The following is a 20,280-nucleotide window of genomic DNA, read 5'->3' on the forward strand; positions in this document are numbered from 1 at the left end:
CAATCAGGTGACACGTAAAAAGCCTTCTTAAATCAATATCTTGCGCTGTGTGACAATGAGCCGCCCGCTCTGTGCGTTGCATCGCAGCAGGGGCCTTCTATTTTGTCGACATCACCCGCACGCGAAACGGTCCAGAACGGGCTCCGCGCGGAAGTGACCAGTTTCAACAATATCGGGGCACCCCACTTCATGTCAGGACTTCGTGCGCGATCGGCATGCGTTGCAATGATGCTCGCGGCCTTAGCGCCGCTGTTGGGCGCTTGCGAGGAATCCAGCTCGGCCGTCTCCACCGCTCCGTCGACCCACCCTGATGTCAGCGTCGTCATCGTCAAGCCGCAGCCGCGCGCCGTGGTCCGCGAGCTGCCGGGCCGCATCGCGCCGACACGTGTCTCCGACGTGCGGCCGCGCGTGTCCGGCATCGTGGTCGAGCGCCTGTTCCGCCAGGGCAGCGAGGTCAAGGCGGGCGATGCGCTCTACCGCATCGATCCGCGTCCGTTCGAGGTCGAGGTGATGGCCAACGAAGCTGCGCTTGCCAAGGCCGAGGCCGCGTTGATGCAGGCGAAGCAGCAGGCGCACCGTATCGCCACCCTCACCAAGGATCGCGCCGCGCCGGAAGCCGAGAACGAGAAGGCGATTGCGGCTGAACGGCAGGCCCATGCCGAGGTCGAAGGCCGCAAGGCCGACCTCGCACGGGCCAAACTCAATCTCGACTACGCGACCGTGCGCGCGCCGATCGACGGCGTGGTCGGAGCGGCCCTCGTCAGCGAGGGCGCCCTCGCGGTGCAGAACGAGACCAATCTCGCCACCATCCAGCAGCTCGACCCGATCTATGCCGACTTCACCCAGTCGGTGAACGAACTCAACCAGCTTCGCCGCGCCTTCGAAACCGGTGATCTCGAGCGTATTGCGTCCGACACCGCCAAGGTCCGCCTCGTGCTCGACGACAACACCATCTATTCGCTCGAGGGCAAGCTGCTGTTCTCCGACGCCAAGGTCGACGCCCACACCGGGCAGGTGACGTTGCGCGGCGAGTTCCGCAATCCTAAGCGCGAATTGCTGCCGGGCATGTACGTCCGGGTCCGCATCGACCAGGGTCTCGATTCCGATGCGATCGCGGTGCCGCAGCAGGCGGTCCAGCGCAACGGCGGCGGCGGCAGCGAGGTGTTCGTCGTCAAGGACGACAACCACATCGCGGTGCAGGCGGTGCGCACCGGATCGGTGCAGGACGGACTCTGGTTTGTCACCGAAGGCCTGAAGGCCGGCGACAAGGTCGTGGTCGAAGGGTTCCAGAAGTTCGCGGCCGGCGACAAGGTCAAGCCGCAATCCTGGTCGGAAGCGGACGCGACCGCGGACAATCGGCACGCCCAGCAGCTCACGCGGTAGCGCGCTATGGCGAGTTTCTTCATCGACAGGCCCATCTTCGCCTGGGTGGTCGCGCTATTCATCTGCTTGATCGGTGCGATCGCCGTGCCGCTGCTGCCGATCGCGCAATATCCGATCATCGCGCCGCCCTCGATCTCCGTCTCGACCAGCTATCCCGGCGCCTCGCCTGAGAACCTCTACAACAGCGTCACGCGGCTGATCGAGGAGGAGCTCAACGGCGCCGCCAACATCCTCAATTTCGAATCGACCAGCGATTCGCTCGGCCAGGTCGAGATCATCGCCAACTTCCAGCCGGGCACCGATACCAGCGCCGCCTCGGTCGAGGTGCAGAACCGCATCAAGCGCGTCGAGGCGCGCCTGCCGCGCGCGGTGATGCAGCAGGGCATCCTGATCGAGGAAGCCTCCAGCGCAGTGCTCCAGATCATCACGCTGAACTCGACCGACGGCAGCCTCGACGAGGTCGGACTCGGCGACTTCATGATCCGCAACGTGCTGGGCGAGATCCGCCGCATTCCCGGCGTCGGCCGCGCCACGCTGTACTCCACCGAGCGAAGTCTGCGCGTCTGGGTCGATCCGGCCAAGCTGGTCGGCTACGGGCTCACCGCCGACGACGTCAACAAGGCCATTGCCGCGCAGAATGCGCAGGTCGCCTCGGGCAGCATCGGCGCCGAGCCCTCGACCTCGAACCAGCGCACCTCCGCGCTGGTGCTGGTCAAGGGCCAGCTCTCCTCGCCGGACGAGTTCGGCACCATCATCCTGCGCGCCAATGCCGACGGCTCGACCGTGCGCCTGCGCGACGTCGCGCGCGTCGAGGTCGGCGGTCTCAGCTATCAGTTCAACACCCGCCTCGACGGCAAGCCGACCGCCGGCCTGTCCGTGCTGATGTCGCCGACCGGCAATGCGCTGGCGACCGCGAGTGCGGTCGAAGCCAAGATGAAGGAGCTGTCGCGCTTCTTCCCGGCCAATATCACCTACGAGATCCCCTACAACATCACGCCCGTGGTCGAAGCCTCGATCAAGAAGGTTTTGACGACGCTGGTCGAGGCCGTGGTGCTGGTGTTCGTCGTGATGTTCCTGTTCCTCCAGAACATCCGCTACACCATCATTCCGACCATCGTGGTGCCGGTGGCGCTGCTCGGCGCCTGTTCCGCGCTGCTGCTCGCCGGCTATTCCATCAACATGCTCTCGATGTTCGCCATGGTGCTCGCGGTCGGCATCCTCGTCGACGACGCCATCGTCGTGGTCGAGAACGTCGAGCGCATCATGGCCGAGGAAGGCCTGCCGCCGAAGGAAGCGACGCGCAAGGCCATGTCGCAGATCACCGGCGCCATCATCGGCATCACGCTGGTGCTGATGGCAGTGTTCGTGCCGATGGCGTTCTTCCCGGGCTCGGTCGGCATCATCTACCGCCAGTTCTCCGTCACCATGGTCGCGGCGATCGGCTTCTCCGCGTTCCTGGCGCTGTCGCTGACGCCGGCGCTTTGCGCGACGCTGCTCAAGCCGATCGCCAAGGGGCACGGCCATTCGACCAACTTCGTGTTCAGCCGGTTCAACCACATGCTGGAGGCCGCGCGATTCCGCTACGGGCGCACCGTCGGCTTTTCGCTGAAGCGCACCGGCCGGCTGATGCTGGTCTATGCCGCGCTGCTGGTTGGTCTGTCCTGGGCCTTCATCAATCTGCCCGGCGGCTTCCTGCCCGTCGACGACCAGGGCTTCATCACCACCGACGTGCAGACGCCGTCGGATTCGTCCTATGCCCGCACCGAGGCCGTGATCGAGAAGGTCGAGAAATATCTGGCCGCGCGGCCGGGCGTCGACAACGTCACCTTCCTCACCGGCTTCAGCTTCTCCGGCCAGGGCATGAATACCGCGCAGGCCTTCATCACCTTGAAGGACTGGTCGGAACGCGGCCCGAAGGATTCCGCCGCCGCGATCGTCAACGACGTCAATCGCGACCTCGGCTCGTCGATCCGCGATGCGAAGATCTCGGCGCTGCAGCCGCCGCCGATCGACAATCTCGGCAACTCCTCCGGTTTCTCGTTCCGTCTCCAGGACCGCGGCCAGAAGGGCTATCCGGCCCTAATGCGCGCGGCCGACCAGCTGATCGCGGCGGCCAATGCGAGCCCGGTGCTCCAGAAGGTCTATATCGAAGGCCTGCCCGAGGCAGGCGTGGTCAATCTCATGATCGACCGCGAGAAGGCCGGCGCGTTCGGCGTCACCTTCGAGGACATCAACAACACGATCTCGACCAATCTCGGCTCGAACTACATCAACGACTTCCCGAACCGCGGCCGCATGCAGCGCGTCGTGGTGCAGGCGGACGCCCGCGACCGCATGCGGACCGAGGACATCCTCAACTACAACGTCAAGAACAGCCGCGGCCAGCTGGTGCCGTTCTCGTCCTTCGCCACGGTCGAATGGGCGCGTGGGCCGACGCAGATCGCCGGCTTCAACTATTATCCGGCGGTGCGCATCTCCGGCGAAGCCAAGCCCGGCTTCACCTCGGGCGACGCCATCGCCGAGATGGAGCAGCTTGCCGACAGATTGCCGCGCGGCTTCGGCTATGAATGGACCGGGCAGTCGCTGCAGGAGAAGCTGTCCGGCTCGCAGGCGCCTTTCCTGCTGGCGCTGTCGGTGTTCGTGGTGTTCCTGTGTCTCGCCGCGCTCTACGAGAGCTGGACCATTCCGCTCGCGGTGCTGCTGACCGTGCCGCTCGGCATCGTCGGCGCCGTGACCGCGGCGATGCTGCGCGGCCTGCCCAACGACGTCTATTTCACCGTCGGCCTGATCACCATCATCGGCCTTGCCGCCAAGGACGCGATCCTGATCATCGAGTTCGCCAAGGATCTGCGGAAAGAAGGCAAGCCGCTGGTGGAAGCCACCATCGAAGCCTGCCGCCTCCGCTTCCGCCCGATCCTGATGACCGGCCTCGCCTTCATCTGCGGCGTGCTGCCGATGGCGATCGCCCACGGCGCCGGCGGCGCCAGCCAGCAGGCGCTCGGCTCGGTCGTGATGGGCGGCATGATCGCGGTGGTGATCCTGGCGCTGTTGATGGTGCCGGTGTTCTTCGTCTCGGTGCAGCGCGTGCTGGGCGGGGACCGGGAACCGACGGCGGCGCGGGAGCGCGAGCACCACGGTCCGCCGGCGCGGGCGCGCACGAGCCATTGAGGCGTTCTTCCGTCATTCCTGGACGCGCGTAGCGCGCGCCGCGCGAGCTACGATGCGCAATTGCGCATCTGGGAATCCATCGGGCTACAATGATGCGGCTGAATGGATTCCGGGCCCGCGCCAAGCGGCGCGCCCCGGAATGACAGCTGAATGTGAAGCGCGGGCTTCCGCCTTACGCCGCCTTCCGCAAGATCTTCACCAATTCGCCGTGCACGAACTCGTTGCCGCACACGACGTCCCCGGTCACCAGCGCATCGCCCGGCGTGCTGATGTCGCTGACCGTCCCGCCGGCTTCGCGCACCATCAGCATGCCGGCGGCGATGTCCCAGGATTGCAGATTGCGCTCCCAATAGCCGTCGAGGCGGCCGGCGGCGACGAAGGCGAGGTCGAGCGAGGCGGCGCCGAAGCGGCGTAGCCCTGCGACGCGGTCCTGGATCGCCGTCATCTCGCGGCGGAATTCCTCGTGATCGCCGCGGCCGATATGGGGCAGGCCGCAGGCCACCACGCATTCGTTGAGCTGGCGGCGGCCGGCCACCCGCAGGCGCTGGTCGTTGAGGAAGGCGCCCTTGCCACGCTCGGCGATGTAGAGCTCGTCATTGGCGGGGTTGTAGATCACGCCCGCGATGATGGTGCCCTCGCGCGACAGCCCGATCGAGATCGCAAATTGCGGGATGCCGTGCAGGAAGTTGGTGGTGCCGTCGAGCGGATCGACGATCCAGGTATGGCTCTTGTCGCTGCCTTCCCGCGTGCCGCCTTCCTCGCCGATGAAGCCGTAGCCGGGGCGGGCCTTGGCGAGGTCCTGGTACAGCATCTCCTCGGCGCGCTTGTCGGCAAGCGAGACGAAATTCGCCGGCCCCTTCAGCGAGACCTGGAGATGCTCGATCTCGCCGAGATCGCGCTTGAGGCTGCGGCCGGCACGGCGCGCAGCCTTGACCATGACGTTGATAGTGGCGGAATACAGCATGAGCTTTCGGTCTTGATCGGGGGAGAAGGGCGGGACATCGCGCCTGTTTGACGCCTTGGGTGCCCTGCAGGGGCGCTGGCGTCAAGTCATTGGATCAGGTCATTTGGGGTCGGGTTATTTGGGGTCAAGTCATTTGTTGCCAAGCCACTTCTTGGCGGCGGCCTCCGCCTTGGCCCGCTCCTCGGCGGGTAGGTCGGACAATTGCTTGTCGAGCTCGGGGTCGCCCTTGCCGGCGGTCTTGGCCACCAGGTGCCATTTGAAGCCCTCGACCTTGTCCATGGTGGTGCCGACGCCGTTGATCAGCACCCACGCCAGCCGGTTCTGCGCGATCGCGCTGCCCTGGCGGGAGGCCTTGCGGAGCAGGGCGACGGCGGCCGGCTGGTTCTTCGGCGTGCCGGTGCCGTTGAACATGGCGATGGCATATTCGACCTCGGCGTCGACATTGTCGGCGAGCGAGGCGGCCTGCAGCAGCCGCACCGCGCGTTCCGGATCCTTCGGAACGCCGGTGCCTTCCTTGTAGAACGTCGCGAGCGCGTATTGCGCCTCGGGCAGGCCGGCATCGGCGGCCTGGCGCAGCAGCTCGGCCGAGCGCTTGACGTCCTGCGGCAGGGTCTGACCATCGAGATAGAGCAGAGCGAGGTTATAGGCCGCCCTGGGCTCGCCGAGCTTGGCGGCTGACGCCATTAGCTTGACCGCCTCGCCCTTGTCGACCGGGCCGCCGCGGCCGGAAATGCGCAGCATGGCGAGCGCGAACATCGCCTCGCGATCGCCGGCGTCCGCCGCGCGCTTGTACCATTCGGCCGCCTTGGCATAGTCGCGGCGAATGCCCATGGCGTTGGAATAGAGCTCGCCCAGCATGGTCATCGCCTTGGGATCGCCGGCTTGCGCGCGGGCGGTGGCGAGCTCGAACGCCGTCTTGTACTGGCCGCGCTGATAGGCGCCGTACACCAGATCGGCGTTGGAATTGTCGGTCGGCGGCGCCGGGATCACGGTCGGGGCCGGCGTCGGCTTGGCGGAGGGGGCGGGCTTAGGCGAGGCCAAAGGCTTCGGCGCAGCCTCCTTCTTGGCCGGCGCGGGGGGCTTGGGCTTCTGCTTCTCTGGCGTCGTGCTCGGTATGGTGGCCGGCGGGGTGATCTGAAGCTGCGCGGCCGCCGGTGCCGTGAGCAGCAGCGTAGCCAGCATGGTGATGCAGGGGAGCTTCATGTCGGGCGCTAGCCGTGCTCGTCGCCGGCAGCATTCTGGCTCGCCGTCGCCGTCGCGTGCGCCTTCTTGATCGCGGCATCCGCCTCGACCAGCGCGGCCTTGGGACCGCGCGGATCGGACCAGATGAAGTCGCCGACCAGCACGAAATCGGCGCCGCTGAGGGCGAAGTCGTGGGCTTCCTCGAGCGAGGTGGCAAGGCCGACGCAGGGCGGCTCGAACAGCTCGGCCCACCAGTCCAGCCGCTCGGCGATCGCCTGCGCCTGGGGACGCTGGCCTTTCGCATCGGGCTCGCCGAACAGCACGTAGTCGGCGCCCATCTCGCCCGCATCCATGGAATGGTGCCGCGTCGTCAGCCCGCCGACGCCGGCGATGCGATCGGGCTTGAGCGACGGCAGCGCCTCCTTCAGCGCGGCGATGCCGGGCAGGTGCGCGCCGTCAGCGCCGCCGCGCGCAACCAGCTCGGCATGGCCCTCGACCAGCAGCGCTGCGCCCGCCTTCTGCACCGGCGGCGCTAAGGCCTTGATGCGCGAGATCATGGTGCGGTGGTCGGTCTCCTTCAGCCGCAGCAGCACGGCCGCGATGTCGGCGACCGCGAGCAGGCCCGGGAGCTCGGCGACAAGCGCAGCGGGATCATCGACCACAGGCGTCGCGAGATAAAGGCGCGGCGCCGGGCGCGGCGGAGGCGGTTTGTTCGACAAGATCTAGGCTGCCTTCTGTTCCAGGCTGCTTTGCCACTCACCCTTGGCGGCAAGGCCGTTCATTCGCGCGCGATGGCTGAAGGCGCGCTGGCCGGCCGCGACATTCTCAGGCCTCCCGGACCAGGCCTTTTGCGGCGCGGCCTGCAGCGCGCGGCCATAGGAGAAGGTCAGGCCCCAGGGTAGCGGACCGAGCTTGTGCATGGCGTTGAGATGCGCGGTTGCCTCCTCGTCCGACTGGCCGCCGGAGAGGAAGGCGATGCCGGGCACGGCCGCCGGCACGCAGGCCTTCAGCAGCCGGATCGTCTTCTCCGCGACCTCCTCGACGGAGGCCTGCTTCGCGCATTTCTTGCCTGAGATCGCCATGTTGGGCTTCAGCACCATGCCTTCGAGCGCGACGCGCTGGACGCGCAATTCCTGGAACGTCTTGTTGAGCACCCGTCCCGTCACCTCATAGCAGCGGTCGATGTCGTGGTCGCCATCCATCAGCACCTCCGGCTCGACGATCGGCACGATCTGTGCGGCCTGGCACAGCGCGGCATAGCGCGCCAGCGCGTGGGCGTTGACGCTGATCGCGGTCATGGAGGGGATGCCGCTGCCGATGTCGATCACCGCGCGCCATTTGGCGAAGCGCGCGCCGCGCTCGTAATATTTCTTCAGCCGCTCGGCGAGCTTGTCGAGCCCGACGGTGACGAGCTCGCCCGGACACATCGGCAGGGCCTGCGTGCCCTCGTCGACCTTGATGCCGGGAATGGCGCCGCTGCTCTCGATCAGCTTGATCAGCGGCGTGCCGTCCGCAGCATTCTGCCAGATCGTCTCGTCATAGAGGATCACGCCGGAGATGTACTGGCTCATGGCGTCCTTGGCGCGGAACAGCATCTCGCGATAGTCGCGGCGGTTCTCTTCGGTCGAGGCGACGCCGATCGCGTCAAAGCGTTTCTTGATGGTGCCGGAGGATTCGTCGGCGGCGAGGATACCCTTGCCGGGTGCCACCATGGCGGTCGCGATCCTGTTGAGCTCAGTCAGATTCATCGAGAGGTCCTCCCAAAACGATTCTGCCCTTGCCCGTGAAAATAGACCGTTCTCGGGCAATTGCCGAGTTAACGTTCGTCGCAGGGGTAGGGGGGAGGAAGTACCGTGCCACAACAAAACTGTCATTCCGGGATGCGCCGAAAGGCGCAGGCCCGGAATCCATAACCCCAGGCCGTGGTTATGGATTCCGGGCTCGCCGCTTTGCGGCGCCCCGGAATGACGGAGAGAGTATCTCGGACTTACGCCACGTTCGCCGTCGCTTACGCGACCTTGGGATCCAGCTCGCCCTTGGCGTAGCGCTTGGCCATTTCGGCGGTGGTCAGGACGCGCTTGATCTTGGCGGCCTGGCCTGCGGTGTTGAACTCCTGCAGGCGCTGCTTGCACAGCTTGGTCATGGCTTCCATCGCCGGCTTCAGGTACTTGCGCGGATCGAACTCTTCCGGGCTGTCCTTCAGCACCTTGCGGATCTGGCCGGTCATCGCCATGCGGTTGTCGGTGTCGATGTTGATCTTGCGCACGCCGTTCTTGATACCGCGCTGGATCTCGCTCACGGGCACGCCCCAGGTCGGCTTCATCTTGCCGCCATAGGCGTTGATGATGTCCTGGAGATCCTGCGGCACCGAGGACGAACCGTGCATGACGAGGTGCGTGTTCGGCAGCTTGCGGTGGATCTCCTCGATCACGTTCATGGCGAGGATGTCGCCGTCGGGCTTGCGGGTAAACTTGTAGGCGCCGTGGGACGTCCCCATCGCGATCGCGAGCGCGTCGACCTTGGTCTCCTTGACGAACTTCACAGCCTCGTCCGGGTTGGTCAGGAGCTGGTCGTGGCTGAGCTTGCCTTCGGCGCCGTGGCCGTCTTCCTTGTCGCCCATGCCGGTCTCGAGCGAGCCGAGCACCCCGAGCTCGCCCTCGACCGAGATGCCGCCGAGATGGGCCATGTCGGTCACGGTCTTGGTGACGTCGACATTGTAGGCCCAGTCGCCGGGGGTCTTGCCGTCGGCCTTGAGCGAGCCGTCCATCATGACGGAGGTGAAGCCGGCCTGGATCGCGGTCATGCAGGTCGCCGGCTCGTTGCCGTGGTCGAGATGCACGCAGACCGGAATGTGCGGATAGATCTCGGTCACCGCGTCCATCATGTGCTTGAGCATGACGTCGTTGGCGTAGGAGCGCGCGCCGCGCGAGGCCTGGATGATGACGGGCGCGTCGACCTGGTTGGCCGCGTCCATGATCGCCAGCGCCTGCTCCATGTTGTTGATGTTGAAGGCCGGTACGCCGTAATCGTTCTCCGCCGCGTGGTCGAGCAGTTGACGTAACGTGATCCGAGCCATCTGTCTTTTTCTCCCGTTGGGGCCTTTCGAGGCCGCGATGTTTGCCGACTTGAGTTACTTGACGCGCAGCACCTCGACGCCGGGCAGGGGCTTGCCTTCCATCCACTCGAGGAACGCGCCACCGGCGGTCGAGACATAGGTGAAGTCACCGGCCACATGGGCCTGGTTGAGCGCCGCGACGGTGTCGCCGCCGCCCGCGATCGAGATCAGCTTCTTGGCCTTGGTGCGCTCGGCAGCGTGCTTGGCGGCCGCGACCGTGCCGCGGTCGAACGGCTGCATCTCGAACGCGCCCAGGGGGCCGTTCCAGACCAGCGTCGCGGCGTCGTCGATCGCGGCGTGGACGCGGGCGATCGATTGCGGGCCGACGTCGAGGATCATGCCGTCGGCCGGGATCGCGTCGAGCCCATAGGCGTGCGAGGGCGCGTTGGCGGCGAAGTGATAGGCAACGGTGGCGTCCACGGGGAGGATGATGGCGCAATTGGCGGCGTCCGCCTTCTCCATGATGCGCAGCGCGGTGGCGGCCAGATCCTTCTCGGCCAGCGACTTGCCGACCGCAACGCCCTGGGCGTGCAGGAAGGTGTTGGCCATGCCGCCGCCGATCACCAGCGCATCGACCTTGGTCACGAGGTTTTCGAGCAGGTCGATCTTGGTCGAGACCTTGGCGCCGCCGATGATGGCGATGACGGGCTTGGTCGGCGAGCCCAGCGCCTTCTCCAGCGCGTTGAGCTCGGCCTGCATGGTGCGGCCGGCATAGGCCGGCAGCTTGTGGCCGAGGCCTTCGGTCGAGGCGTGGGCGCGGTGCGCGGCCGAGAACGCGTCGTTGACCCAGATGTCGCCGAGCTTGGCCAGCTCCGCGACGAAGGCTGGATCGTTCTTTTCCTCTTCCTTGTGGAAGCGTGTGTTCTCGAGACAGAGAATGTCGCCGTCCTTCAGGGCGGCGACGGCCTTGGCCGCGGGCTCGCCGATGCAATCGTCGGCGAAGGCGACCGGCTTCTTCACCACCTTCGACAGCGCCTCGGCGACCGGCTTGAGCGAGTCCTTGGCATCGCGCCCCTTCGGCCGGCCGAAATGCGCGAGCAGGATGACCTTGCCGCCCTTGTCCGAGATTTCGGCGATGGTCGGCGCGACGCGCTCGAGCCGGGTCGCGTCGCTGACGCGGCCATTGTCCATGGGCACGTTGAGATCGACGCGCAGCAGCACGCGCTTGCCCTTCACGTCGACGTCGTCGAGGGTGCGGAATTTATTGGTCATCGGACGCTCTCTCTTGTCCCGGGCGCTGCGCTAGCCGCGGAGCGGTGCGCTGCAGAACCGGGACCCGCATCACAAGCGAGTCCCGCGGTTGAATGGGTCCCGGCTCTGCGGAGCAGCGCTATGCGCTGCACCGCGTCCGGGACACGAGACCGTGGCTCAGATCACCTTCGCCATCGCGGCGGCGGTGTCCGCCATGCGGTTCGAGAAGCCCCACTCGTTGTCGTACCAGGACATCACGCGCACCAGCGTGCCGTTCTGCACCTTGGTCTGGTCCTCGTGGAAGGTTGAGGAATGCGGGTCGTGGTTGAAGTCGATCGAGACGTTCGGCGCATTGGTGTAGCCGAGGATGCCCTTGAGCTGCTGCTCGCTGGCGCGCTTCATCGCCGCGTTGATCTCCTTGGCGTCGGTGGCGCGCTTGGCGACGATCTTGAGGTCGACCACCGAGACGTTCGGGGTCGGCACGCGGATCGCGACGCCGTCGAGCTTGCCCTTCAGCTCGGGCAGCACGAGGCCGATCGCCTTGGCCGCACCGGTCGAGGTCGGGATCATCGACATCGCGGCCGCGCGGCCGCGGTAGAGATCCTTGTGCATCGTATCGAGCGTCGGCTGGTCGCCGGTATAGGCGTGGATCGTGGTCATGAAGCCGGTCTCGATGCCGACGAGGTCGTTCAGCACCTTGGCGACCGGCGCGAGGCAGTTGGTGGTGCAGCTTCCGTTGGAGACGACGAGGTGATCCCGGGTCAGCGTTTCGTGGTTGACGCCGTAGACGATGGTGGCGTCGGCGCCGTCGGCGGGCGCGGAGACCAGCACGCGCTTGGCGCCGGCGGTCAGATGCGCGGATGCCTTGTCCTTCGAGGTGAAGATGCCGGTGCATTCCATCGCGATGTCGACGCCGAGATCCTTCCAGGGCAGCTTCGAGGGATCGCGCTCGGCGGTCACCTTGATCTTGCCGCCTCCGAGGTTGATCGAGTCGCCGTCGACGGTGACGGTGCCGGGGAAGCGGCCATGGACGCTGTCGAAACGGAGCAGATGGGCGTTGGTCTCGACCGGACCGAGGTCGTTGATGCCGACGACCTCGATGTCCTTGCGGCCTGACTCGGCGATAGCCCGCAGGATGTTGCGGCCGATGCGGCCAAAGCCGTTAATTCCGACGCGGACTGCCATGTTTCGTCTCCTTCAATGACCGTTGTCATCCCGCACAACGCGCTGTGCGCGCCTGCGAGGGTTTTTTAGGGGCGGGCGCCCGGTTCGGCCGGGCGGTGCTTGATCATATGAGAGATTACGTAGTCCTTTTTTGCGGCAAGCTCAACTCTCAGGTAACGCGCTTCAGCACAGCGTTAACCGCAGCCTCGGCGGTAATACCGAAGTGCTTGTAAAGCTCCTTTGCAGGGCCGCTTTCGCCGAAGGAATGCATGCCGATGAATTCACCATCCTGGCCGATCACGGCATCCCAGCCCCAGCGCACGGCAGCCTCGATCGCCACCTTCACCGGCGCATTGCCGATGATGGCGGCGCGCTTGGCCTCTGGTTGCGCTAACAACAGCTCCAGTGACGGAACGGAGACAACGCGCGACGCGATGCCGCGTTCCGCGAGCTGCTTCTGGGCAGCGACCGCGATCTCGACTTCGGAGCCGGAGGCGAACAGCGTCGCCTTGGCTTCGCCTTGGGCGGCGACCAGCTCGTAGGCACCGGCCGCACAGGGATTGTCATTCGGTGCGGTGGTCCGCAGCTGCGGCAGGTTCTGCCGCGTCAGCGCCAGCACGGTCGGACCGTCCACGCGGTTGAGCGCGAGCTCCCAGCACTCGGCGACCTCCATGGCATCGCAGGGACGGAACACGCGCATGTTGGGAATGGCGCGCAGCGCGGCGAGGTGCTCGACCGGCTGATGGGTCGGACCGTCTTCGCCGAGGCCGATGGAATCGTGCGTCATCACATAGACCACCCCGGCGCCCATCAGCGCTGCGAGGCGCATCGCGGGACGGGCGTAGTCGGTGAACACCAGAAAGGTCGCCCCGTTCGGCGCGAAGCCGCCATGCAGGAAAATGCCGTTCATCGCGGCGGCCATGCCGTGCTCGCGGATGCCGTAATGGATGAAGCGGCCCTTCGGCGTCTTGGCCGAGAACGCGGTCGCCGACTTCGCCTTGTTGTTGTTCGAGCCGGTGAGGTCGGCCGAGCCTGCCAGGAATTCCATCGGCATCGCGCCGGCAATCACTTCGATGACGGCTTCCGAGGATTTCCGGGTGGCCGCCGTCATCGGCTTTTCCAGCAGCTCCTTCTTGTAGGCGCGCACGGCCTTGGCGAGAGAAGCGGGACGCTCATGGCGTAGACGGCGCTCGAACTCGGCGCGCTTGCGGCTGCCGAGCTCGCCGAGCCGCGTTTCCCATTCCTGCCGTGCCGCTGCGCCACGGCTGCCGGCCGCGCGCCACGCCTTCAGCACGTCCTCGGCGATTGCGAACGGCTCGAGCGAGAGGCCGAGCTTCTCCTTGGCGGCCTTGAGCTCGTCGGCGCCCAGCGCCTCGCCATGCACCTTCGAGGTGCCAGCCTTGGTCGGTGCGCCGAAGCCGATGGTGGTGCGGCAGGCGATCAGCGTCGGCTTGTTCGATTTCTTCGCGCGCGTGATCGCGTCGGCAATCGCCGCCTGGTCATGGCCGTCGATCTTCTCGGCGGCCCAGCCCGCCGACTTGAAGCGCTTCACCTGGTCGACGGAATCGGCGATCGAGGTCGGACCGTCGATCGAGATGCCGTTGTCGTCGTAGAGCACGATCAGCTTGTTGAGCTTCCAGTGCCCGGCCATCGCGATCGCTTCCTGCGACACGCCTTCCATCAGGTCGCCGTCGGAGGCGAGGACGTAGGTGTGGTGATCGACGATCTTCTTGCCGAACTCGGCGGCGAGCATCTTCTCGGCCAGCGCCATGCCGACCGCGGTCGAGATGCCCTGGCCGAGCGGACCGGTCGTGGTCTCGATGCCCTTGGTGCGGAAATTCTCCGGGTGCCCGGGGGTGAGCGAGTCGACCTGGCGGAACTGCTTGATCTGGTCCAGCGTCATCTCGGCATTGCCGGTCAAGTACAGCAGTGAATAGAGCAGCATCGAGCCGTGGCCGGCCGACAGCACGAAGCGGTCGCGGTCCGGCCAGGCCGGCGCCGTGGCGTCGAATTTCAGGAATTGCGTGAACAGCACCGTGGCGATGTCGGCGGCACCCATCGGCAGGCCGGGATGACCCGATTTCGCCTTCTCGACAGCGTCCATCGAAAGGCCGCGGATCGCGTTGGCCATACGGGTGTGATCGACCTGCGTCATGTCTGAAATCCGTCTGAAATGAGGCGCTTGGAGGCGATGTACGCCCGCGCGGGAGGAGCCTGGCGGCCACTGAAGGTCGGGGCTGGGATAGCACCTCGGTTCCGGGAGTCCAAGGCAGTCAAACGCCGATTTGGCCGCAAAAGTTGCCTCTGTGGAGATCGGTTTTCCGCTGGATGCGTTCGCGGCGGAACTCACGGATCGGGATGACGTCCGTCCCCCATTGATCGGTGCATAGTTTCGCGGCGGCGTTGCGCTTGGCTAGCTTGCCACGTAAATTTCTGCTTCTAACCGCTTGCCGAACCGAGTCTTTTGCCGGGCGGCAAGCCCCAGGAAAAGGCCACTGGGCAAAGGCCGCAGGTTCCGCCGCTAACTACATGAACGATCGCGTGTCCAACAGTGCCGCCATGACGGAATCCTCCGCGGTCGAGATCGAGATCGCGACCCGCAGGCTGACGGCGGCGCTCGACGCGCTCGAAAGCGCGGTGGAGCGGCGGCGCGATGCCGATCGCGACGAGAACGAGCTCGCGGCGCGCATTCAGGCGCTGGGTACGGACCGTTCGCGGCTTGCCGACGAGCTCGATGGCGCGCTGGTGAAGGCGCGCAAGCTCGAGCGCACCAACCGCGAGATCTCCGACCGGCTGGATTCGGCCATCGTCACGATACGCTCGGTGCTCGATACCGGAGAGGATGGATGAGCCACATCAACGTCACCATCAATGGCCGGCAATACCGCATGGCCTGCGAGGAGGGCCAGGAGGTGCGGCTGCTCAAGCTCGCCGAGAGCCTGGAGACACGCATCCAGTCGCTGCGCGGAAAGTTCGGCGAGATCGGCGATGCGCGCCTCACCGTGATGGCGGCGCTGACCGTCTGCGACGAGCTGGTCGACGCCGGCAACCGTGTTCGCACCATGGAGCAGGAGCTGACCGAGCTCAGGGATTTCCGCAACGCCGCCGTCGAGCGCGCCCGGCTGACGCAGACCGCCGTGGTCAACGCGCTGAACGCCGCCGCCGAGCGCATCGAGAAGTCGACCCAGGTGCTGAACCGCACCGTCGGGAATGGGATTGCGATCGGGTGAAGCTCGATAGTAGCCATGCGGCCAGTGCGCTCCCTCCCCCGCTTGCGGGGGAGGGTTGGGGAGAGGGTGTCTCCGCTGGGCGAGAACCCCCGAGAGGTGAGAGCCCTCTCCCCAACCCTCTCCCGCAGGCAGGAGAGGGAGTTCACCTCCGTCGTGGCTCGCCGCCCGCTCCACTACACCGAAGCCCGACACTTTCGCCGCACTGGCGATTCGTCAGTATCGTTGTTACATTGCCCCGGCGAGGCTGCGACGTGCGTCAGGAGCCATATATCCCCGGGGCCTTATCGATCCTTTAGGGAACTGTCCCTGGCCGGGCCCGTGGGCCCGGACATATGGTGCCCACCTACTTTCGTAGGGAACTCCGGGATCGAGTGCTTCAACGGCGTACGCGGCTTCGCACTTTCGTTTGCTTGCAGTGCGTTCTTGTCGGGTGGGGTCTACGACGAACCGGCAGTGTCATGCCCCGGCTTGACCGGGGCATCCAGTACGCCGCGGCGTCGATGTTAGATCACTTGCGTCTCTGGAATACTGGATCGTCCGCCTTCGCGGACGATGACGGCAGCTAGCTTTGCCTTCGGAGAAAACGCGCATGCCCAACACCAAAGCCGAGCTCCGCGCCAAAGCCCTGGCGGCGCGCGACGCGCTGAGCGAGAAGAAGCGCAGCGCCGCCGCCGCAAAGCTCGCCAAGCGCGGGCTGCCGTTCGAGCTGCTGCCCGGCAGCATCGTCTCGGGCTATTCGCCGATCCGCAGCGAGATCGATCCGATGCCGCTGATGAAGGCGCTTGCGGAGCAGGGCGTAAAGCTGGCGCTGCCTTGCGTCACCGCACGCGGCCAGGCGCTGATCTTCCGCATTTTCCATCCGAACGATCGTCTGATGCTCGGCCCGCTCGGCATTCCCGAGCCGTCGCCGGCGGCCGCCGAAGTCATTCCGGACGTCATGCTGACGCCGCTGGCGGCGTTCGATCGTCTCGGCCATCGCATCGGCTACGGTGCCGGGCATTACGATTTCACCTTCGCGCATTTGCGCAAAGCCAAACAGATCGTCGCCATCGGGCTTGCTTTCGCAGCGCAGGAGATCAAGGCGGTTCCGGCACTATCGCACGACGTGGCGCTGGATTATGTGCTAACGGAATCGGACGTGTTCGATTTCCGGAGTTCTGAAGTTGCGCATTCTGTTCGTGGGTGATGTGGTCGGCCGCAGCGGGCGCGAGGCCGTCGCCGAATATCTGCCCGGCATGGTCAAGGACTGGTCGCTCGATCTCGTCGTCGTCAACGGCGAGAATTCCGCCGGCGGCTTCGGCATCACGGAAGCGATCTACCAGGAGTTTCTCGAGGCCGGCGCCGACGCGGTGACGCTCGGCAACCATTCCTGGGACCAGCGCGAGGCGCTGGTGTTCATCGAGCGCGCCGACCGCCTGGTGCGCCCGGCGAACTATCCGCGCGGCACGCCGGGCCGCGGCGCCGCGCTGGTCGAGACCAAGAACGGCAAGCACGCGCTCGTCGTCAACGCGCTCGGCCGCGTCTTCATGACTCCGTTCGACGATCCCTTCGCCGCGCTGGAGCGCGAACTCGGCGCCTGCCCGCTCGGCGTTGCCGCCGACGCCATCGTCGTCGATTTCCATTGCGAGGCCTCGAGCGAGAAGCAGGGCATCGGCTTCTTCTGCGACGGCCGCGCCAGCCTCGTCGTCGGCACCCACACCCACGTGCCGACCGCCGACCACCAGATCCTGTCCGGCGGCACCGCCTACATGACCGATGCCGGCATGACCGGCGACTACGATTCCATCATCGGCATGCAGAAGGAAGAGCCGCTGCGCCGGTTCACCTCGGGAATCCCGTCCGGCCGCTTCGAGCCGGCGGCGGGCGCGGCCACGCTGAGCGGCGTCGCGGTGGAGACGGACGACGCGACGGGGCTCGCGCTGAAGATTGCACCGGTGCGCATGGGTGGCCGGCTGGAGCCGGCGACGCCGAAGTTCTGGTTGAGTTGAAGCAGCGCGGCGCGACAGGCATCGGTGGCACGCTGCGCAAGTAACCAGCGATGGAGTAAATGTCCCCCGGCGAACTGGCCAAAGCGATTATCGATTGCCGCCTGGCCTGAGAACTCGTCGCGCCGGTCGCCTAGACGATCCAATTCTTTGGATGGGGCCGTTTCGGGTCGACATCGCGGTGCGAGTCGACTAACGCAAGCTTCGTGCCTTCACGTGATATTAGGAACTTTACAGGAAGCTCGGCGGTTCGCTATGATCGCCTTGCAAGGGGAGAAGCTCATGACCAATGATCTCAAGGAACTGATTGAGCGGGCTCGCCAAATCGAAATGTCGCCAGCCGAGCTGGGTGAGCAGCGCCGCAGCTTCGCTTATGGTAACACCCAGATCGAGAACGAGCTGATCACCCGCGAGATGATCGCTAGCCTCGACAAAAAACTGCATCAAGGCGAGTAGCCGCGCCGTGACCGATGATCGGCACAGTGTTGCCGAAACCGCTGCAATTCTTAATGACCCAAACGAGATCGCACTGCGCGAAGCCGAAAACGGCATTCGTCAATTCGATCTCGCTGTTGAGATGATTCGATCTTTTGTCAAGGACAAAGAGCGGCCGTTTCGGCTGCGCGCAAACCTGATACTGCAGCTGCATCAAGCCGCACTCGACGGCATTCATCCGCTCGCCGGAACATGGCGTAATACCAAGGTCTCAATCGGGAAAAGCAAACACGTCCCGCCGGAGGCCGCTTTCGTCTCAGACGAGATCCAGGATATGTGCGAGTACGTGAACAGCAACTGGGAAAGGAACGCCGATCATCTCGGTGCCTATGTGCTTTGGAAGCTGAATTGGATTCATCCATTCGCGGATGGCAATGGTCGCACTGCGCGTACAGTGTCCTATGTCGTGATGAGCGCCAAGCTCGATAGCCTTTTGCCAGGTGCGCCAACTATTCCGGAGCAGATTTCCGCGAACAAAGCGCCTTACTATGCAGCGCTTGAAAAAGCTGATGAGCATTACAAAGAGGGCAAGATCGACGTCAGCGAGCTGGAAGACATGCTCAACGCGATGCTGGCCAAGCAGCTGCTGAGCGCCGCGAAGCAGGCCAGCGGCGAAGTCGCGCTCCCGGAGACGCGCAACTATCACTGATCGGTGGCACGGCGACAAGCCGCGACATTTTGGGGCAGCAACTACGGCAGTACTAGCTACGATCTTCTTCGCTTACCACGCGATGACGCCACCGTTTGTCCCCTTTGCTTTGCGACACCCTTGACCGTCTACTTCGAACTCTTCGCCCGCGAACCGCGCCGTGGAGTAATTCGCCAGCGCCGTGATCTCGATCTCGTTATACGCGTGCTGAAGGCCGACATGGAGAATGTGCGGTCCGGCGTGCGGGACTTGGCGCCTGACAGCACGACCTACGCGACGTTGGGAGCAGGACAACTTTTTGAGCGAAGTGGATGCAGAAGCGGAGATATTTGGAACGGTTCTTCGCCGCGATTTAGGCCATTGCCTTGTGCGTGGTACCCTGTCTCAGGTGACCGCGCCACGCGCCGCGACGGGCCAAAGTGCCTCCACGCGGGCATCCGGCGTGTTGAAGCCGCGCACGCCGACATACCAGTCGTAGAGATTGACGGTCGGATCGCAATGGCCGGGGATCAGCGTCACCTTGTCGCCGACCGAAGGCCGTGACGACGCGCCGTCGAAATCGAGCAGGCCGTGCTCGTCGGAGGGCCGGTGATAGCGCAAATCGGGCCGGCCGAGCACGACCGGAAATCCGCTGTCGTTCGACAGCGCCTTGTGGCCGGCATCGATGACCGCGCGCTCGCCGGCGCCGGTGCTCATCACGGTCGCGATCACGAACAGCGCATGCTCGAACGGATTGGCGTTGCGCGCTCCGTCGGCGAAGTTCTTGGCGTAGTCGGCGTCCATGAAGATATAGGAGCCGGCCTGCAATTCGTTCCAGATGCCGCTCGCGCCTTCGAGCTCGAAGGTGCCGGTGCCCGCGCCGCCAATCGTCCGGCATTCAAAGCCGGCCTCCTTGAGGACGCGCAGCGTCTCCACGGTCGCGTTCGCGGCGCCGGCGATGGCCGCGCGCCGTTCCTCCGGCGTGCGCAAATGCTGGGCCGAGCCGTGATAGGCCTGCAAGCCGCCGAACGACAGGAAGCGTGACCCCGCGACCTGCCGCGCCAAGGTGGCCGCCGCCGGCCCCGGCCTGACGCCGCAGCGACCCGCGCCGACGTCGATCTCGACCAGGACTTCGATGTGCGAGCCGGCCCGCTCCGCGGCCTGCGCCAGTTGCTCGACCCCCAGGGCATCGTCGACGCACACGCTGATGCGCGCATGGCGCGCCAGCGCGGCGAGCCGTTCCAGCTTCCGCAGGCCCACCACCTCGTTGCTGACCAGCACGTCGCTGACCCCGCCCGCCACCAGGATCTCGGCCTCGGCGACCTTCTGGCAGCATAGGCCGATTGCGCCGCGCGCGATCTGCTTGGCCGCAATGATCGGCGATTTGTGGGTCTTCGCGTGCGGACGCAGGCGAACGCCGAGCTTGCTCACAGCCGCCGCCATCGTATCGAGATTGCGCTCGAAGGCGTCGAGGTCGATGATCAGCGCCGGTGTATCGATCTCGGCGAACGGCACGCCGATTTGGGCGGGTGGACAGGACATCGAAAACCAGCTTGTTGTGTTCGGGGGCGTGCCTCTAATGCGCGGCGGCCTTTCTATGGCAACGACGACACGGGCACCAGTGTTGGCGGCTCAAAGCTCCAAAGCCGGGAAGACGGCAACGCCTCTCACAGTTCGGAATATTAGCAGTCTACCCCCGTTTTGCCCGACAAGCCAAATCGCCTCGCCGACGTCCCATCGCAAAGCCGTTCTGCCCCATTGCAAGCCGTTGATTT

17 protein-coding genes and 1 other RNA gene are annotated in these 20,280 nt (G+C 65.5%); 9 read left to right on the plus strand and 9 right to left on the minus strand.

Annotated features, from left to right (window positions below; translation table 11 throughout):
* The first annotated feature begins 189 nt into the window (after positions 1 to 189).
* Both DCM79_RS24265 and DCM79_RS24270 read left to right on the plus strand, forming a co-directional pair.
* Positions 190 to 1,383, plus strand: coding sequence for an efflux RND transporter periplasmic adaptor subunit (locus DCM79_RS24265; RefSeq protein ID WP_257176682.1), 1,194 nt, complete (start codon positions 190 to 192; stop codon positions 1,381 to 1,383).
* Between the two features lie 6 nt (positions 1,384 to 1,389).
* Positions 1,390 to 4,551 carry a multidrug efflux RND transporter permease subunit gene (locus DCM79_RS24270; protein WP_257176683.1) on the plus strand — a complete coding sequence of 1,054 codons (3,162 nt, stop codon included), beginning with the start codon at positions 1,390 to 1,392 and terminating at the stop codon, positions 4,549 to 4,551.
* Positions 4,552 to 4,723: 172 nt separating this feature from the next.
* Here DCM79_RS24270 and DCM79_RS24275 read toward each other — a convergent pair whose 3' ends face one another.
* The 8 genes from DCM79_RS24275 to tkt all read right to left on the minus strand — a co-directional run bounded on the left by DCM79_RS24275 (position 4,724) and on the right by tkt (position 14,322).
* The gene (locus tag DCM79_RS24275) at positions 4,724 to 5,515 is read right to left on the minus strand and encodes an inositol monophosphatase family protein (RefSeq protein WP_028138464.1); all 792 of its coding nucleotides are present in this window, start codon (positions 5,513 to 5,515) and stop codon (positions 4,724 to 4,726) included.
* A gap of 129 nt (positions 5,516 to 5,644) precedes the next feature.
* Positions 5,645 to 6,718, minus strand: a complete 1,074-nt coding sequence (locus tag DCM79_RS24280; RefSeq protein WP_257176684.1) for a tetratricopeptide repeat protein — start codon at positions 6,716 to 6,718, stop codon at positions 5,645 to 5,647.
* Positions 6,719 to 6,726: 8 nt separating this feature from the next.
* On the minus strand, positions 6,727 to 7,416 hold the full coding sequence (locus tag DCM79_RS24285; RefSeq protein WP_257176685.1) for a thiamine phosphate synthase: 690 nt from the start codon (positions 7,414 to 7,416) through the stop codon (positions 6,727 to 6,729).
* Positions 7,417 to 7,419: 3 nt separating this feature from the next.
* Positions 7,420 to 8,445 carry a class I fructose-bisphosphate aldolase gene (locus DCM79_RS24290; protein ID WP_257176686.1) on the minus strand — a complete coding sequence of 342 codons (1,026 nt, stop codon included), beginning with the start codon at positions 8,443 to 8,445 and terminating at the stop codon, positions 7,420 to 7,422.
* Between the two features lie 260 nt (positions 8,446 to 8,705).
* On the minus strand, positions 8,706 to 9,773 hold the full coding sequence (gene fba, locus DCM79_RS24295) for a class II fructose-bisphosphate aldolase (RefSeq protein WP_257176687.1): 1,068 nt from the start codon (positions 9,771 to 9,773) through the stop codon (positions 8,706 to 8,708).
* Between the two features lie 54 nt (positions 9,774 to 9,827).
* Positions 9,828 to 11,024 (minus strand): phosphoglycerate kinase, encoded by a 1,197-nt coding sequence (gene pgk, locus DCM79_RS24300; RefSeq protein WP_028138459.1) that lies wholly within the window; start codon positions 11,022 to 11,024, stop codon positions 9,828 to 9,830.
* A 156-nt stretch (positions 11,025 to 11,180) separates the two neighbouring features.
* The gene (gene gap, locus DCM79_RS24305; protein ID WP_257176688.1) at positions 11,181 to 12,188 is read right to left on the minus strand and encodes a type I glyceraldehyde-3-phosphate dehydrogenase; all 1,008 of its coding nucleotides are present in this window, start codon (positions 12,186 to 12,188) and stop codon (positions 11,181 to 11,183) included.
* A gap of 148 nt (positions 12,189 to 12,336) precedes the next feature.
* A complete protein-coding gene (gene tkt / locus DCM79_RS24310; RefSeq protein ID WP_257176689.1) occupies positions 12,337 to 14,322 on the minus strand; it encodes a transketolase in 1,986 nt (661 codons plus the stop codon).
* 374 nt (positions 14,323 to 14,696) lie between these two features.
* On the opposite strand from tkt, the gene DCM79_RS24315 reads away from it, so the two are divergent.
* From DCM79_RS24315 to DCM79_RS24345, 7 genes are all read left to right on the plus strand, one after another.
* Positions 14,697 to 15,017, plus strand: coding sequence for a DUF4164 domain-containing protein (locus DCM79_RS24315; RefSeq protein WP_257176690.1), 321 nt, complete (start codon positions 14,697 to 14,699; stop codon positions 15,015 to 15,017).
* A complete protein-coding gene (locus DCM79_RS24320) occupies positions 15,014 to 15,397 on the plus strand; it encodes a cell division protein ZapA (RefSeq protein WP_028138455.1) in 384 nt (127 codons plus the stop codon). The genes DCM79_RS24315 and DCM79_RS24320 overlap by 4 nt, the downstream gene beginning before the upstream one ends.
* 238 nt (positions 15,398 to 15,635) lie before the next feature.
* A non-coding RNA gene (gene ssrS / locus DCM79_RS24325) (6S RNA) lies at positions 15,636 to 15,796 on the plus strand.
* A 190-nt stretch (positions 15,797 to 15,986) separates the two neighbouring features.
* Positions 15,987 to 16,583 (plus strand): 5-formyltetrahydrofolate cyclo-ligase, encoded by a 597-nt coding sequence (locus DCM79_RS24330; protein WP_257176691.1) that lies wholly within the window; start codon positions 15,987 to 15,989, stop codon positions 16,581 to 16,583.
* The gene (locus tag DCM79_RS24335; RefSeq protein ID WP_257176692.1) at positions 16,561 to 17,385 is read left to right on the plus strand and encodes a TIGR00282 family metallophosphoesterase; all 825 of its coding nucleotides are present in this window, start codon (positions 16,561 to 16,563) and stop codon (positions 17,383 to 17,385) included. Before DCM79_RS24330 ends, DCM79_RS24335 begins: the two co-directional genes overlap by 23 nt.
* A gap of 279 nt (positions 17,386 to 17,664) precedes the next feature.
* Positions 17,665 to 17,838 (plus strand): hypothetical protein, encoded by a 174-nt coding sequence (locus tag DCM79_RS24340; protein WP_257176693.1) that lies wholly within the window; start codon positions 17,665 to 17,667, stop codon positions 17,836 to 17,838.
* Between the two features lie 7 nt (positions 17,839 to 17,845).
* Positions 17,846 to 18,526: a Fic family protein gene (locus DCM79_RS24345; RefSeq protein ID WP_257176694.1), complete on the plus strand. Its 681-nt coding sequence runs from the start codon at positions 17,846 to 17,848 to the stop codon at positions 18,524 to 18,526.
* Between the two features lie 384 nt (positions 18,527 to 18,910).
* On the opposite strand, the gene DCM79_RS24350 is transcribed toward DCM79_RS24345, so the two are convergent.
* Positions 18,911 to 20,047, minus strand: coding sequence for a DSD1 family PLP-dependent enzyme (locus DCM79_RS24350; protein ID WP_257176695.1), 1,137 nt, complete (start codon positions 20,045 to 20,047; stop codon positions 18,911 to 18,913).
* Positions 20,048 to 20,280 lie beyond the last annotated feature (233 nt).

The organism is Bradyrhizobium sp. WBOS07 (assembly GCF_024585165.1).
GTDB classification, from domain to species: domain Bacteria; phylum Pseudomonadota; class Alphaproteobacteria; order Rhizobiales; family Xanthobacteraceae; genus Bradyrhizobium; species Bradyrhizobium japonicum_B.